Origin of the sequence: Paenibacillus sp. FSL H8-0168 (genome assembly GCF_038592955.1) — a bacterium.
In the GTDB taxonomy this organism is placed as follows: domain Bacteria; phylum Bacillota; class Bacilli; order Paenibacillales; family Paenibacillaceae; genus Paenibacillus; species Paenibacillus polymyxa_B.
Map to the genome: position 1 here is coordinate 3,798,081 of NZ_CP151948.1, position 14,933 is coordinate 3,813,013.

Annotated in this window: 11 protein-coding genes and 1 other annotated feature; of the genes, 1 reads left to right on the forward strand and 10 read right to left on the reverse strand. The window is 48.0% G+C overall.

Annotated elements, in window-relative coordinates; genetic code table 11:
• Positions 1-19: 19 nt before the first annotated feature.
• From carB to lspA, 7 genes are all read right to left on the reverse strand, one after another.
• Positions 20-3,235, reverse strand: a complete 3,216-nt coding sequence (gene carB / locus MHI21_RS16725; protein WP_342418559.1) for a carbamoyl-phosphate synthase large subunit — start codon at positions 3,233-3,235, stop codon at positions 20-22.
• 1 nt (position 3,236) lies between these two features.
• Positions 3,237-4,373 carry a glutamine-hydrolyzing carbamoyl-phosphate synthase small subunit gene (gene carA / locus MHI21_RS16730; RefSeq protein WP_025718621.1) on the reverse strand — a complete coding sequence of 379 codons (1,137 nt, stop codon included), beginning with the start codon at positions 4,371-4,373 and terminating at the stop codon, positions 3,237-3,239.
• A 61-nt stretch (positions 4,374-4,434) separates the two neighbouring features.
• Positions 4,435-5,757, reverse strand: coding sequence for a dihydroorotase (locus MHI21_RS16735; RefSeq protein ID WP_342418560.1), 1,323 nt, complete (start codon positions 5,755-5,757; stop codon positions 4,435-4,437).
• A 58-nt stretch (positions 5,758-5,815) separates the two neighbouring features.
• A complete protein-coding gene (locus MHI21_RS16740) occupies positions 5,816-6,730 on the reverse strand; it encodes an aspartate carbamoyltransferase catalytic subunit (protein ID WP_023989427.1) in 915 nt (304 codons plus the stop codon).
• Positions 6,727-7,293 carry a bifunctional pyr operon transcriptional regulator/uracil phosphoribosyltransferase PyrR gene (gene pyrR, locus MHI21_RS16745; RefSeq protein WP_023989428.1) on the reverse strand — a complete coding sequence of 189 codons (567 nt, stop codon included), beginning with the start codon at positions 7,291-7,293 and terminating at the stop codon, positions 6,727-6,729. The genes MHI21_RS16740 and pyrR overlap by 4 nt, the downstream gene beginning before the upstream one ends.
• A gap of 504 nt (positions 7,294-7,797) precedes the next feature.
• The gene (locus tag MHI21_RS16750; RefSeq protein WP_103049653.1) at positions 7,798-8,769 is read right to left on the reverse strand and encodes an RluA family pseudouridine synthase; all 972 of its coding nucleotides are present in this window, start codon (positions 8,767-8,769) and stop codon (positions 7,798-7,800) included.
• A gap of 1 nt (position 8,770) precedes the next feature.
• On the reverse strand, positions 8,771-9,262 hold the full coding sequence (gene lspA, locus MHI21_RS16755; RefSeq protein ID WP_023989430.1) for a signal peptidase II: 492 nt from the start codon (positions 9,260-9,262) through the stop codon (positions 8,771-8,773).
• Positions 9,263-9,497: 235 nt separating this feature from the next.
• Between lspA and MHI21_RS16760 the strand changes: the two genes are divergently transcribed.
• A complete protein-coding gene (locus MHI21_RS16760; RefSeq protein WP_069289977.1) occupies positions 9,498-10,232 on the forward strand; it encodes a TraR/DksA C4-type zinc finger protein in 735 nt (244 codons plus the stop codon).
• A gap of 22 nt (positions 10,233-10,254) precedes the next feature.
• Here the strand turns inward: MHI21_RS16760 and MHI21_RS16765 are convergent, their stop codons facing one another.
• From MHI21_RS16765 to MHI21_RS16775, 3 genes are all read right to left on the reverse strand, one after another.
• Positions 10,255-10,647 carry a DUF5665 domain-containing protein gene (locus tag MHI21_RS16765; protein ID WP_341057428.1) on the reverse strand — a complete coding sequence of 131 codons (393 nt, stop codon included), beginning with the start codon at positions 10,645-10,647 and terminating at the stop codon, positions 10,255-10,257.
• 139 nt (positions 10,648-10,786) lie between these two features.
• Entirely contained in the window at positions 10,787-13,876 is a 3,090-nt protein-coding gene (gene ileS / locus MHI21_RS16770; protein WP_342418561.1) for an isoleucine--tRNA ligase, read from the reverse strand.
• 79 nt (positions 13,877-13,955) lie between these two features.
• Positions 13,956-14,235 (reverse strand) — a binding site (T-box leader).
• 162 nt (positions 14,236-14,397) lie between these two features.
• Positions 14,398-14,907, reverse strand: coding sequence for a DivIVA domain-containing protein (locus MHI21_RS16775; RefSeq protein ID WP_023989434.1), 510 nt, complete (start codon positions 14,905-14,907; stop codon positions 14,398-14,400).
• Between the last annotated feature and the right edge of the window lie 26 nt (positions 14,908-14,933).

Here is a 14,933-nt window from a genome sequence, read left to right on the forward strand (position 1 = left end):
CACATCTATTCATAACGCATTAGTTGCTCAGGACTGGCATGGATTCGGATGTGAAATTGATCGTTTCCAGCATTCTTAGCAAAGCGCGTACTGTATCCAGTGAGGTCATGCAGACAATGCCATTCTCAACTGCTTCGCGGCGGATACGGAATCCATCACGCTCTGGCGTTTTGCCTTTGGTCAGCGTATTGAAGACAAAGTTGGCTTCACCCGTACGGATCATATCCAGGATATTCGGGTTCCCTTCGCTCAGCTTGTTGATCGTGTTCACCGGAATATTGGCCTGCTTCATAGCAGCCGCCGTTCCACCTGTTGCAATAATTTTATAGCCCAGTCTGTAAAAGCCCTGCATCAACTCGACAGCTTCTTCTTTGTCCTTATCTGCCACTGTAATGATGATTGCTCCAGTGGATGGAATTTTCATGCCAGCCCCCACAAGTCCTTTGTACAGTGCTTTGGCATACTGAATATCGCGTCCCATGACTTCACCTGTCGATTTCATTTCTGGACCCAGCGTTGGCTCTACACGGCGCAGTTTGGCAAAGGAGAATACCGGAACCTTAACCGAGACATAATTACTTTCAGGCCATAGACCTTCTGAATAACCTGCATCTTTAAGCTTACCGCCCAAAATAGCCTGTGTGGCCAGATTCGCCATCGGGATATTTGTTACTTTACTCAAGAAAGGAACCGTCCGCGAGGAACGAGGATTAACCTCGATCACGTACACCTGGTCTTGATGAATGACAAACTGGATATTTACCAGACCGATCGTTTTTAATTCTTTGGCGATGCTGATTGTAATTTCCACAATTTTTTGTTTCAGCTCGGCGGACAAGTGCTGTGGTGGATACACCGCGATCGAGTCACCTGAGTGAACCCCGGCCCGTTCTACATGCTCCATAATGCCTGGTACCAGTACTGTCTCGCCGTCGCAGATGGCGTCGACCTCAACTTCTTTACCCAACATATAACGGTCGATGAGCACCGGATGCTCTGGATTGATTTTAACCGCTTCTTCCATGTACCGCAGCAATTCCGTATCTGAGTACACGATTTCCATAGCGCGCCCGCCCAGAACGTAGGATGGACGTACCAGGACCGGATAGCCTAGCGCCTGTGCGGTTCCTACTGCTTCATCTACCGATGTGACCGTGTTGCCTTTAGGCTGTGCGATAGCCAGACGAGACAAAAGTTGCTCGAACTTTTTCCGGTCTTCCGCTTCATCGATACTTTCCAGACTTGTGCCCAAAATATTCACGCCTGCCGCACTCAGCGGAGCTGCGAGATTAATGGCCGTTTGACCACCGAACTGGACGATAACCCCAATCGGTTTTTCCTGCTCGATGACATTCATTACATCTTCGAAGAAGAGCGGTTCAAAGTAGAGGCGATCGGATGTGTTAAAGTCCGTAGATACCGTCTCCGGGTTGTTATTGATAATCACTGCTTCGTAGCCCGCTTTTTGAATAGCCCATACCGCATGTACGGTGGAGTAATCAAATTCAATCCCTTGCCCGATCCGAATCGGTCCAGAGCCGAGTACGATAACTTTCTCTTTGCTAGATGGAATCACTTCATTTTCCACCTCGTAAGAGGAGTAGTAGTACGGAGTTGTGGCTTCAAACTCGGCTGCGCACGTATCTACCATTTTGTAGACCGGACGCAGGTTTTGAGCTAGACGGAATTCACGTACCTCACGCTCGGTTGTCATACTGTCGTTTTGGCCCATACTGCGAATCTCGGCGATAGAGCGGTCGGTAAAACCTTTACGTTTGGCCTGATAGAGTGTTTCGTAGGTGAGCTCAGATTCTCCAGCGATGATGGCTTCGAACTTGACGATTCCCTCTACCTTATCGAGGAACCACCAGTCAATTTTCGTCAAATCTTGAATCTCCTGCTGCTGCCAGCCGCGACGGAACGCCTCGGCTACCAAGAACAACCGCTCATCATCTGCTTTAATCAGGCGATCCTTGAGCACATCATCAGACAGCTGTTCGGCTCCCTTAAGATGCAGACGGTGTACACCGATTTCCAACGACCGTACCGCTTTATGGATGGACTCTTCGAATGTGCGTCCGATGGCCATGACTTCACCCGTTGCTTTCATTTGCGTGCCCAGCTTGCGGTTGGCAGAAATGAATTTGTCAAATGGCCAGCGTGGTATTTTGCTCACGATGTAATCCAGTGTTGGCTCAAAGCAAGCATACGTTTGTCCCGTTACCGGATTCACAATTTCATCCAACGTGTAGCCCAGTGCAATTTTGGCAGCCATTTTAGCAATTGGATATCCGGTTGCCTTGGAAGCCAGCGCCGAGGAGCGACTTACGCGCGGGTTTACTTCAATTACATAGTATTGATAGCTGTGCGGATCAAGCGCAAACTGTACATTACAGCCGCCTTCGATATTGAGGGCCCGGATAATTTTCAGAGAAGCGGAACGCAGCATCTGGTATTCGCGATCTGACAGCGTCTGACTCGGAGCTACGACGATACTGTCGCCAGTATGCACGCCGACTGGATCAAAGTTCTCCATATTACAGACAACGATGCAGTTATCATTGCCGTCACGCATGACCTCATATTCGACTTCCTTCATACCTGCAATACTCTTCTCCACCAAACATTGTCCGATTGGACTGTATCTCAACCCAGAGCTGACGGTTTCACGCAGTTCTTCTTCTGTGGAGCAGATACCACCGCCTGTTCCCCCTAGCGTATAAGCCGGGCGAACGATAATTGGATAACCGATTTCGTTAGCAAATTCTAATGATTCTTCCAAGGTTGTTACAATTACACTCTCCGGTACAGGTTGTTCCAACTCGCGCATCAAATCACGGAACAGATCACGATCTTCGGCTTTTTCTATCGAATTCAGTTGAGTTCCCAGTAGCTTGACGTTTTCACGCTCCAGCACTCCGGCGCGAGCCAGTTCCACTGCCATATTCAGACCTGTCTGTCCTCCCAGCGTAGGAAGCAGCCCATCTGGACGCTCTTGACGGATAATCTGTGTTACAAAATCAAGTGTAATCGGCTCGATGTATACTTTGTCTGCCATGTTGGTGTCTGTCATGATGGTTGCCGGATTACTGTTGATCAGTACTACCTCGACGCCTTCTTCTTTGAGCGCTTGACAAGCTTGTGTACCAGCGTAATCAAATTCTGCTGCCTGACCAATGACGATAGGACCGGAACCGATCACAAGTATTTTTTTAAGTTCTGTATTTTTCGGCATATTAGCGCTCTCCTCTCACTGCGGCGGCGATAGCAGCCTGACGCGGTTGCTTTGGATGATTTCTTTTGTGCTCACGGATCATGTCCAGAAAGCGGTCAAACAGGTAGCCATTATCGTAAGGTCCTGGTGCAGCCTCTGGATGATATTGCACCGAAAACGCGGGATACTTGGTATGTTTAAGACCTTCAATCGTTTTATCGTTGTTATTAATATGCGTCACTTCAAGCTCAGTACCTTGGATCGAATCCTCATTCACCGTGTAGCCGTGATTTTGTGATGTGATAAAGCAGCGTCCGCTCTCCAGTTCTTTCACCGGATGGTTACCACCGCGATGTCCGAATTTCAGCTTTTCCGTATCCGCTCCCGAAGCTAAAGCGAACAACTGGTGTCCCAAGCAAATTCCAAAAATCGGATATTCCCCTAACAGTTCAGCTACCGTACGAACGGCATGGGGTACGTCTTTTGGATCTCCAGGGCCGTTAGACAGCTGGATACCGTCTGGGTCCAAGCGACGAATTTCCTCAGCCGTCGTATCATGTGGAACGACAACTACATCGCAGTCCCGTTTGTTCAGTTCGCGCAAAATGCCGCTTTTGGCACCGTAGTCAATCAATACGATCCGCTCTCCGTTGCCAGGACTGCTGTACGGATGAGGTGTGGAAGTCATAGGAACCTGATTGCGCAGTTCTTCAATGGTCAAGTCAGACATCATTTCTTTCAGTTCTTCCAGCGGCTGGGAACCAGTCGTCAAAATGCCCTTCATCGTGCCGTGATGGCGAATAATCCGGGTAAGCATGCGGGTGTCGATGTCGCTAATGCCAATGATGCCATATTCCTTCAGCAAATCGCCCACGCTGTATTGAGCACGCCAGTTACTTGGCGCCGGCTCGTAATGTCGAACAGCAAAGCCATGGACATAAGGCCGTACCGATTCAAAGTCATCCCGAGTAATTCCGTAATTGCCAATCAGCGGGTAAGTCATCGTTACGATTTGTCCGCAGTAAGAGGGATCAGTCAGCACCTCTTGATAGCCTGTAATCCCTGTGTTGAAAACGACCTCGCCTGTTTTATCACCTTCCGCACCAAATGATGTGCCTGTAAACAGCGTGCCGTCCTGAAGTAACAATCTTGCCTGCATCCCGTCTCACTCCTCTATATTGTTTCCTGCTATAAGGTTCTATTTTTTTAGTGGTTTCTATTTATTTTGCTTCGTCAGCAGACCATACCAGTTTGCCATCTACCCAAGTTTTCACAGGCCAACCTTTGAGCTTCCAGCCTGTAAAAGGAGTGTTGCGTCCTTTGCTGACAAACGTTTGCGGATCAACTGCCTGCTCCTGCTCCAGATCAATCATAGTCAGGTCGGCTGGAGCTCCTTCTTCCAGGCGTCCCGTATCCAGGCGGAAGACACGCGCTGGATCAGCAGTCATACGACGCACCAGAAAGTCCAGCGTCCACTGTCCGGTAGCTACGAATTTCGTGTACAACAGCGGGAAGGCCGTCTCAAATCCAACGATCCCGAATGGCGCCAGCTCCATCCCTCTTGCCTTCTCTTCCTCACTGTGCGCTGCATGGTCGGTTACGACGATGTCAATCGTACCGTCTTCCAGTCCCTCGATGCATGCCTGCACATCACGTGGGGAGCGGAGCGGAGGATTCATTTTCCAATTCGCATCCAGCCCAGGGATGTCCTCATCTGACAATACCAAGTGGTGAGGGCATACCTCAGCCGTTACCTTGATACCAAAAGATTTCGCGTGGCGGATTAACCGCACTGACTGCTCTGTGCTGACATGGCATACATGATAGTGTGCCCCGGTTGCCTCGGATAACAAAATGTCTCGTCCGACATGAATGGCTTCGGATTCGTTTGGAATGCCTTTAAGTCCGTGGCGCTTGGCAAATTCGCCGTCCGTCACTGCCGCTCCTTCAACAAGCGTGTTATCTTCACAGTGTGCAATAACCGGCATATCCAGTGCCTTGGCCCGCGCCATGGCGTCCTTCATCATTTGCGCGCTTTGCACCCCGACACCATCGTCAGTAAAGCCGATTGCACCTGCTGCTTTGAGCGCTTCAAAATCTGTCAGCTCACGACCCAGTTCGTTTTTCGTAATGGCTGCGTAAGGAAGAACCTTGGCAAGCCCGGCTTCCTGTCCCTTTTTCAATACCAGCTGGACTGTGTCCACATTGTCAGTCACTGGACGTGTGTTTGGCATGCAGGCAATCGTCGTAAATCCACCTTTCACCGCTGCACGGCTGCCCGTTTCAATCGTTTCTTTATATTCAAAGCCAGGTTCTCTCAGATGCACATGCATGTCGATTAAACCGGGAATGACCAGTTTTCCCTGGGCGTCGATTTTTTCAACTTCGCGCTCCTGCCCAGATGCCCCTTCTTCTATAAGTAGGCTGACTCCAGCATCTGCATTTGCGATAGCCAAAATCTTTCCGTCGGCGATTAGGATGGATTTCAATTCAGCCTCGCCCTGCTCGTTCAATACGCTTGCATTCATTATTAATTGTTTCATCTGAAATATTCCTCCGCTCAGTTTTCTGCAACTTTTCCTACGATCCTACTGACAGCTTCTACAGCTTCATTGCCCGTTCCATAACCGCCATGCGGATCGGAACCCCGTTTGCCATTTGTGGAAAAATTCGTGATTGTTCGCTTTCCACAACCGCACTATCAATTTCCACGTTCCGATTCACTGGAGCTGGATGCATGATAATTGTTCCGGGCTTCAGGTTCGCTGCTCTTTTCTCTGTCAAACCGTACTGCTCTCGGTACTCATCCGCTGAGCGCAACATCCCTTCGGCATGCCGTTCCAGCTGTACCCGAAGCATCATGACCACGTCCGCCTGTAGTGCCTCTTGCATCGGAACATAAGGCGCGTACGCCGCAAGATCAGGTGCTTGCATATTATCAGGAGCGCAGAAGCTAACCTTGGCTCCAAATTTTTGCAAGGCCCACAGATTCGAGCGAGCGACACGGCTGTGCAGAATGTCTCCTATGATGGATACTCTCAAGCCTTTAAGCTCACCGAAAGTTTTTCGCATGGTGTACAGGTCCAGCAGAGCCTGCGTTGGATGCTCATTGTTGCCGTCCCCTGCATTAACCAGTGGAACACTGACCTTCTCAGCGAGCTCTTGCAGCACCCCGGCTGGCTTTAACCGGATGACTCCTGCATCAATGCCCATGGATTCGAGCGTACGTACTGTATCGTAAATGGACTCCCCTTTTTCCACACTGGAAGCCGCAGCGGAAAAGTTCAAAACCTGAGCGCCCAGCCGCTTCTCTGCCATTTCAAAAGAAAAGCGGGTGCGAGTGCTGTTTTCAAAAAACATGTTGGCTGCAAAGCGTGATTGCAGTACTGGAACCAGTTTTTCTGGTTGAGATTCCCAATAATGAGCGCGATCCAGAATGGACTCGATTTCATTTCGGCTAAGTTCCTTTAACCCGAGCAGGCTACGTTCTTTAAGTTGACTGGCTGTTGTGATCATAGCTGTTCCCCCCGGTTCTGAATGATTGTCACTTCGTCCTTACCGTCCGTCTCTTGAAGGGCTACTACGATTTCCTCAGATTTGGAGGTCGGGATGTTCTTGCCGATGTAATCCGGACGAATCGGAAGCTCACGGTGTCCGCGATCTGCTAGCACTGCCAGCTGAATCATTTGCGGTCGTCCGCAGTGCATCAATGCATCCATCGCCGCGCGGATGGTGCGGCCTGTGTACAGCACATCGTCAAAGAGAATGACTTTCTTATCATGAACCGATACGTCAGCAGGATTCATCAAAAGCTCTTTTCCATTTCCTTTAGCTTCGGCTACGCTGCTCCGGTCATCCCGGTAGGCTGTGACATCCAGCTCTCCCCATGGAATTGGTGCGCCTTCAATCTCAGCAATTTTTTCAGCCAGGCGTTGCGCCAGATGAACTCCGCGTGTTCGAATACCTACTAGCACACAATCGTCAATACCTTTGTTTTTCTCCAAAATTTCATGTGCAATCCGTGTCAATGCCCGACGAATCGCAATTTCATCCATCAGTACATGTGTTTCATGACTCATGCTTCCAGCCTCCTCAGGTGATGTTCCCTTCAGACCTGGTCCCGTGTTCGGATACAAAAAAGACTCCTTGCCCAAGTTTGGCAAGGAGTCTCGTGTGAACAGTCTTCCACTGTTCTCCGATCTCTCGGACACACTGAAGACATACCGCCGCAGCGGATGCACTGATCAGTGATCCATTCACGTTACCTTGCCAGCCTCACGGGACTGATTTAAAGGTGCTATTCAGGATTTCCTTTGTCCTGCTTCTCATAGTGTGAGATGGTTAGCCATCTCTTGGACAAAGTTCATCGCAACTACAAGAAGTATGACAGATTGAAAATCGTGTGTCAACACCCGTTCAACCGGAACCACCGGAAGCACTCTAATAATTATACAACTTCATTGTATAATTATCCATAGTTGTTTTTACCCATACCTTATCCCACAATAAAAAAACCGCCAATTAGGCGGTTTAACTTAATAATTTATTCAGGTTTGTGAATAGGAATGCAAATTGTCATTGTTTTAGCGACTACGCAGGGATGCTAAAACATCCTCCATATCAGGAGGGATCGGTCTGTTGAATTCCATGTACTCTCCAGTGGATGGATGCTTAAAGCCCAGTACCGCCGCATGCAGCGCCTGACCATCCATACGAACCCCTTTGCTGCGCCCATACATAGGGTCGCCAACCAATGGGTGTCCAATAAATTTCATGTGAACACGAATTTGGTGGGTGCGTCCTGTTTCCAATTGAAGTTCAAGCAGGGTATAATCCCCCAACCGTTCAATGACGAGAAAATGGGTGACTGCATGCTTGCTGTTACGTTCCGTCACTGTGAACAATTTGCGATCACCGGAATCGCGGCCAATCGGAGCATCTACCGTTCCTTGATCGTGGCTCAAATGACCGTGAACTAAGGCTATATATTTCCGAGTCACACTATGGTCCTTAAGCTGTGCTGCAAGTGATGCGTGAGCCTGATCATTTTTAGCCGCCATCAGCAGTCCTGATGTATCCTTATCAATACGGTGAACAATACCAGGACGTAATTCCCCGTTGATGCCGGAAAGATCGTGACAGTGGTACATCAGTGCGTTAACCAATGTTCCCGAAGAGTGTCCCGGTGCAGGATGCACGACCAGACCACGTTGCTTGTTAATAACAATAACGTCCGAGTCCTCGTAAACGACATCCAACGGAATATTTTCCGGTACAATATCTACACTTTCTGGCTCCGGTACCGATAATACAATACGATCTCCTTCAGCCAGCTTGTAGTTCGCCTTGATCGCCGTACCGTTCACCAGCACGCGACCATTTCCGATCCACATCTGTATCTGAGAACGAGACACTTCCTTCATTTCTTCGGCGATATATTTGTCTATACGCGTTTTGGCATCCCCGGAATCGGCTGTCCATTCTAGAGATTCACCCTCCAGTTCGTCCTCATAAGACAGACCTGCGGCTTCGCCGTTTTCATTCACTTCGCTCATGCTATGACTTCCCTTCAATGCTATCATTGCCATTTCCTTTTTCCCGACGCGATTCCAGCAATGTATCCAAAATAATCAGTGCTACACCGATGACAATCGCCGAATCTGCCACATTAAAAATGGGGAACGTATAGCTCCCAAAATTAAATTGTGCAAAATCAACTACTTCCCCTGAAATAGCTCGATCCAAAAAGTTACCGACTGCTCCCCCCAGCACCAAACTTAGCGCAACAGGAAGTAGCTTTTGTCCAGCCTTGACTGTTTTTCGCAGGTACCAGACGATACCAATCACCACTACAATTGTAATCACGATAAAAAGCCAACGTTGACCTTCCAAAATCCCAAAAGCAGCTCCACGATTTCGATGGGAGGTGATTAAAAAGAAGTTGCCGATGACTGGTATTTGTTCGTACAATTCCATCCGCGTAGCCACCAAATATTTGACTCCCTGATCAATCAAAAAAATAATTAGCGCAATACCAAAATAAATCACAGTCCTTCGTCACTCCGATCCGCTTATATCCGTTGTTGAACCCATTTATTGTAGCATAAGCATTCTCAGATCGTCCACGAATCCCGCAAGCTTCAAGTACAGATCATCCATAAAATGAACTCCTTCGCATTTGATTAGAATTTCCTATGTAAAAGAGGTCTTCCCGGTGCAAACTACATGGAGCATACTCGACACAACGCATGCGCATGTAAACCTAGAACAAGGAGAGGATTCCATGTCCCCATTGACGGAGCAACAATTGCAGGGCTTGCGTAACGAACTGCTGGAACGCAAAAAAGAAATTGAGCATCGTTTGCAAAACAACGACCATTACGGACTCGGCGATTCCCAACGCGACCAAACCGGCGAGCTTTCTCCTATTGATAACCACCCAGGAGACCTGGCTACCGAAACCTACGAGCGAGCCAAGGATATTTCCTTACTGGAACACGACGAATTCCAATTAGAACGCATCGAATCAGCTCTGATGGCCATGGAAAAGGGGACGTATGGCATTTGTGCCGCCAGCGGTAAACCCATTCCCTATGAGCGCCTACTGGCTGTTCCCTATACCATTTACTGTAAAGAGTACAGTCCCGAAACAGAAGTGTCTAACCGCCGCCCAGTAGAGGAAGAATTTCTCGCTCCCTCGTTCGGCAGAACGAGTCTGGATGAGCGTGATGATCAAAACGGCTTCGACGGTGAAGATGCTTGGCAGATCGTCGAAAATTGGGGTACCTCTAACACACCAGCCATGGCCGAAAGTGGAGAAATCCACAGTTATGATGATATGGAAATTGAAGCAGGCGATGATAATATGGGCTTCGTAGAGCCATACGAAAGCTTTATTGCTACTGACATTTATGGACAAAATGTATCTGTTATTCGCAGCTCCATTTATCAGCGTTATATCGAAGATGGCGAGGGCGAAGGTCTACTGGAGCCGGATACGCACGAAGACGAATCGTGAACTTCAAAGTGGAGATCGCTGCCTAATAGGTGGTAAGCTCCAATTGTCGCTGTACGATCCGTACAATATCAGCGATATAATCACCGATAATCGGCAAATTCAACGCTCCGAGCACTTGCAGCACATAAATAATGGTAGCGGCAAAAAAAGTAAAACCTAGCGCGATGCCGATTCCCCGGGAAACGCCTGATATTAGATTTAGCCAGAGTAATCGCCAAGGCTTATTCAGCAGCAAAGCGTAATCTGCAATACGTGTCCGTTCCATCTGCTCTGACACAGCACGTATCAGCTTTTCAACACGACTTAATTGCTCTGCCTGATTACCTGTTTTGCTTTTATCTGCGGCTACGGCAGCCCCTTCTCCGTTCACCCCTCGGAGACTCCTTCCCTGTCTACGCCTTGATCGTGCCGTCATATGCACAATCCCCCTTTCCCATGGCTGCCCTGAACGCAGCAAACGAGCCGAAGCACGTAACGGAGAAAACCCGTTTCCGATGCTTAGGCTCGTTTTTATATGCTGCCTGTTATTGTATTATGGGAAAGGGGGCTTGTAATTATTCCCCAATATGAACGCCGATGGTTTTACCGTTCACTTCCACATGTTCTGCCGGTTCGGCTTGACCAAATGTCACAGTAGTAACCAATACGTTCTCACGCAACACAGAGTCGAAGCTTTCGATGGCCAGACGCAGCTCATTATCTACATCCAACGTCAACGCCACATACTTTTCAATCGGCAGATCCAGTTTTTTACGATAATCCTGTACCGCACGAACCACTTCACGTACCCAGCCCTCTTGCTCCAGCTCCGGTGTAATGTCTGTGTTCAACGCTACCGTTAAGCCATAACCGGAAGCAGAAGCGAAGCCTTCTTTCGCTTTTTTCTCCACCAGCAATTCTTCGGCCGTAACTTGCAGTTCTTCACCTTCTGGAGAAGCGACGTTTAACACTCCTTTTTCTACAACAGAACGGGTATCCTCAGCAGACATTCCTTTGAAAAAGTTTTGTAGGAAACCGACATTTTTGCCGTATTTCTTGCCTGCTACTTTCAAATTCAGTTTCAGTGTAAAATCTACAAAGCCGCTATCGTCCGTCTCCACATGAATATGCTTCACGTTAATCTCATCTTTGATGATTTCCTCATAGCCACTCAGTTCAAAGTCCTGATCCATGGACAGAATCAACTCGGACAACGGTTGACGCGTTTTCAAACCCGTTTCGTTGCGGACGTTACGCGCCAATTCGACGACACGGCGTGCCGTTTCCATATCTCGTTCCAGTTCCAGATCGATCAAGGATTCATTGGCAGTCGGATAATCATCCAGATGAACACTTTCCCCGTTGCTTAGGTTGAGGTAAATATCCTCTGCAAGCAGTGGTGTAAACGGCGCAAGCAGTTTGGCAGTCGTTAACAGCACTTCGGTCAGTGTACGGTATGCATCCAGCTTATCTTCTGTAAGACCATTGCCCCAGAATCGGTCGCGTGAACGACGGATATACCAGTTGCTCAGCTCATCCACAAACGACTCAATCGCTTTGGATGAGTTCAGGAAGTCATTTACAGCCAGCGCTTTGTCCACTACCAAAATCAGGCTGTTCAGACGGGACAAAATCCAACGATCCAACTTATGAGCCGATGGTTTGAACGGATGCTGTGCCGGATCAAATCCGTCGATATCCGCATACAAGGTCAGAAAAGCATGTGTATTGACAAGCGTATCCACCAGCTTCGATTTAGCCTCACCTACAATGCCTTTGGAAAAACGTTTGCTATTCCATGGTGCACTATCTGACAGCAATGCCCAGCGGAAAGCATCTGTACCATACTCGTCAATCACTTCCCACGGATCAATAACATTACCCTTGGATTTGGACATTTTCTGCCCCTGCTCATCCAGTACATGGCCTGTCGCCATGACAGCTTTATAAGGAGCTTTGCCAGTCAGCATAGTCGAAACCGCAAGCAAGCTATAGAACCAGCCACGAGTCTGGTCAATCCCTTCACAGATCATATCTGCCGGAAATTGCTGCTCGAACGTTTCATTATTTTCAAAAGGATAATGATGCTGCGCAAACGGCATGGAGCCACTATCGAACCATACGTCGATTACTTCCGGTGTACGAGTCATTTCGTATTTACCGCATTGACTACGAACCTTAATATCATCTACATATGGTTTGTGCAGCTCGATGTCCGCAGGTACATCGCCAATCGCACGTTCCCTCAATTCAGCAATACTATGTGGAGCGAACTGTTCTCCAGTTTCTTCACAAACCCAGATGTTTAGCGGTGTACCCCAATAGCGATCACGACTGATGTTCCAATCCACCAGTTCCTCCAAAAACTTGCCAAAACGTCCTTCACGTATATGCCCCGGGTACCATTCGACTTCGCTGTTGTTGGCAATCAATTGATCCTTGATCGCAGTTGTTTTGATAAACCAGCTGTCCATAGCATAGTACAATAATGGAGTATCGCAGCGCCAGCAGAACGGATAGCTATGCTCGTATTTTTCCTTGCTGTACAGCAAACCTTTTTCGGACAGCATTTTAACAATATCCACATCACAGTCTTTCACAAAACGGCCTGCAAAATCAGTGATTTCCTCTACATAGTTACCTTGAAGATCCACTACGTTGATGAATTCAACACCATTTTCACGGCATACCCGGTAATCATCCTCACCATGCGCCGGAGCCATATGAACGATACCTGTACCGCTGGAGTCTGTTACGAACTTCGCACCCAGAATCTGATTACCCTTCTCAACCTGAAAATACGTAAATGGCGGGATATACGTTTGGCCAACCAGTTCTGAACCGGATAGCGTGCCAATCACTTCATGATCGCCTTTAATTACATCCTCAACCAGATTTTTAGCAACGATGTATACACCGTCTTCCTGCTTCACACGTGCATATTCCAGTTCAGGGTTGACAGCGAGCGCCACGTGACTCGGCAAGGTCCAAGGCGTTGTCGTCCAAGCCAGTACATATTCACCACTGCTATGCAGCTTGAATTTAGCCGTGGCGCTCAGATCCTTCACATCTTTGTAGCCCTGCGCTACTTCATGAGAACTTAGCGTCGTTTGACAATCCGGGCAATATGGACTCACACGATGACCACGATACAGCAGATCTTTTTCATGAATCGTCGCCAAAATGTTCCATACGCTCTCGATATAGTTATTATCCAATGTAATGTACGGGTTATCGAGGTCTGTCCAGTATCCGATCGCTTCGGTTAAATCACGCCATTGTTGCTCATACTCAAACACGCTCGCCTTACATTTTTTAATAAACTTTTCAACGCCGTATTCTTCAATTTCAGGTTTGTGGGAGATTCCCAGCTGCTTTTGTACACCCAATTCCACCGGCAAGCCATGCGTGTCCCAGCCTGCCTTACGTACGACGCGGTATCCCTTCATTGTCTGATAGCGACCGACGAAATCCTTAATTACACGGCCCAGCACGTGACCAATATGCGGTTTACCGTTAGCTGTTGGTGGGCCTTCATAAAACACAAAATTTGGCTTTCCTTCACGATTTGTGATGGATTTACGGAATGTGTCCTCCTGCTTCCATTTGCTCAGGATGCGTAGGTCACGAGACCGTGCTTTTTCTTTAACATCCACTCTGTTCATACCGTCATACTCCCTCTCTACTCATCATTGATTTCTCTAGCATTTCCTAAAAAAAGCAACAAAAAAAGCCCCATCCCTGTAAAGGGACGAGACTGTGCTCGCGTTACCACCCTGATTCCGTAAAAACAGACCATTAAAAATACAGTCTCATCACGGCTCTCTGAGCCCCACTCAACTACAGCAGGGCGCCATTATAACGCATGGCAAACGGTGATTGCTTACACACGCCATAAATCTTAAGCGCTTCAGCTCACTTCTCCGGGAGGATCTTCGGTCATGTTCTGAACGTTGGCTTGCACCGGAAGGCCAACTCTCTGAGGGACAAATCATGACGTACTCGTTCCCATCAACGAATTAAACATGTTAAATTCATCGAAATCAGCAACATCGTTGCCTTGAATAACAATCATCAGCCTACAGACGGATAATCATTGAATTCAGTATAGTATTTACAGTTATAGCCTGTTTAAAGATAAAAGTCAACCCTAACAAAGCCTAATAAAAGCTTGTCAGAAATGAAATTAGTAAATTTCTTTCATCTCACGCTCGCGCTCCAGTACTTCGCGTTCCCGGTTTTCAAGTGCTTCCCAGCCGTCTTGGCTTAACAAGTCAAGCTGTGCTTCCACCAGTGTACGAAACCGTGCTCGGTAAATCGATGCCTGCTTCTTCAGTTCTTCAACCTCCAACGCGATCTTGCGGGATTTGGACAATGCTTCGTTCACAATACGGTCCGCATTTTTTTCCGCTTCCTTCACGATCAGTTGGGATTCTTTCTTGGCGTTGTTACGAACTTCATCTGCGGCTTCCTGCGCTACGATAATCGTCTTACTCAGCGTATCCTCAATCGTCGCGAAATGATCGAGCTTCTCCTGTACGTTTAACAACTCGGTGCTCAGTTCTTTATTTTCACGAATAACGCCCTCGTAATCTTTGATCACCTGATCCAAAAATTCATTAACCTGATCCTCATCATAACCGCGAAGCCGGCGGGCAAATTCCTTGTTATGTATATCCAATGGCGTTAATGGCATGCCGTCCACCTCCTATAAGATTGACA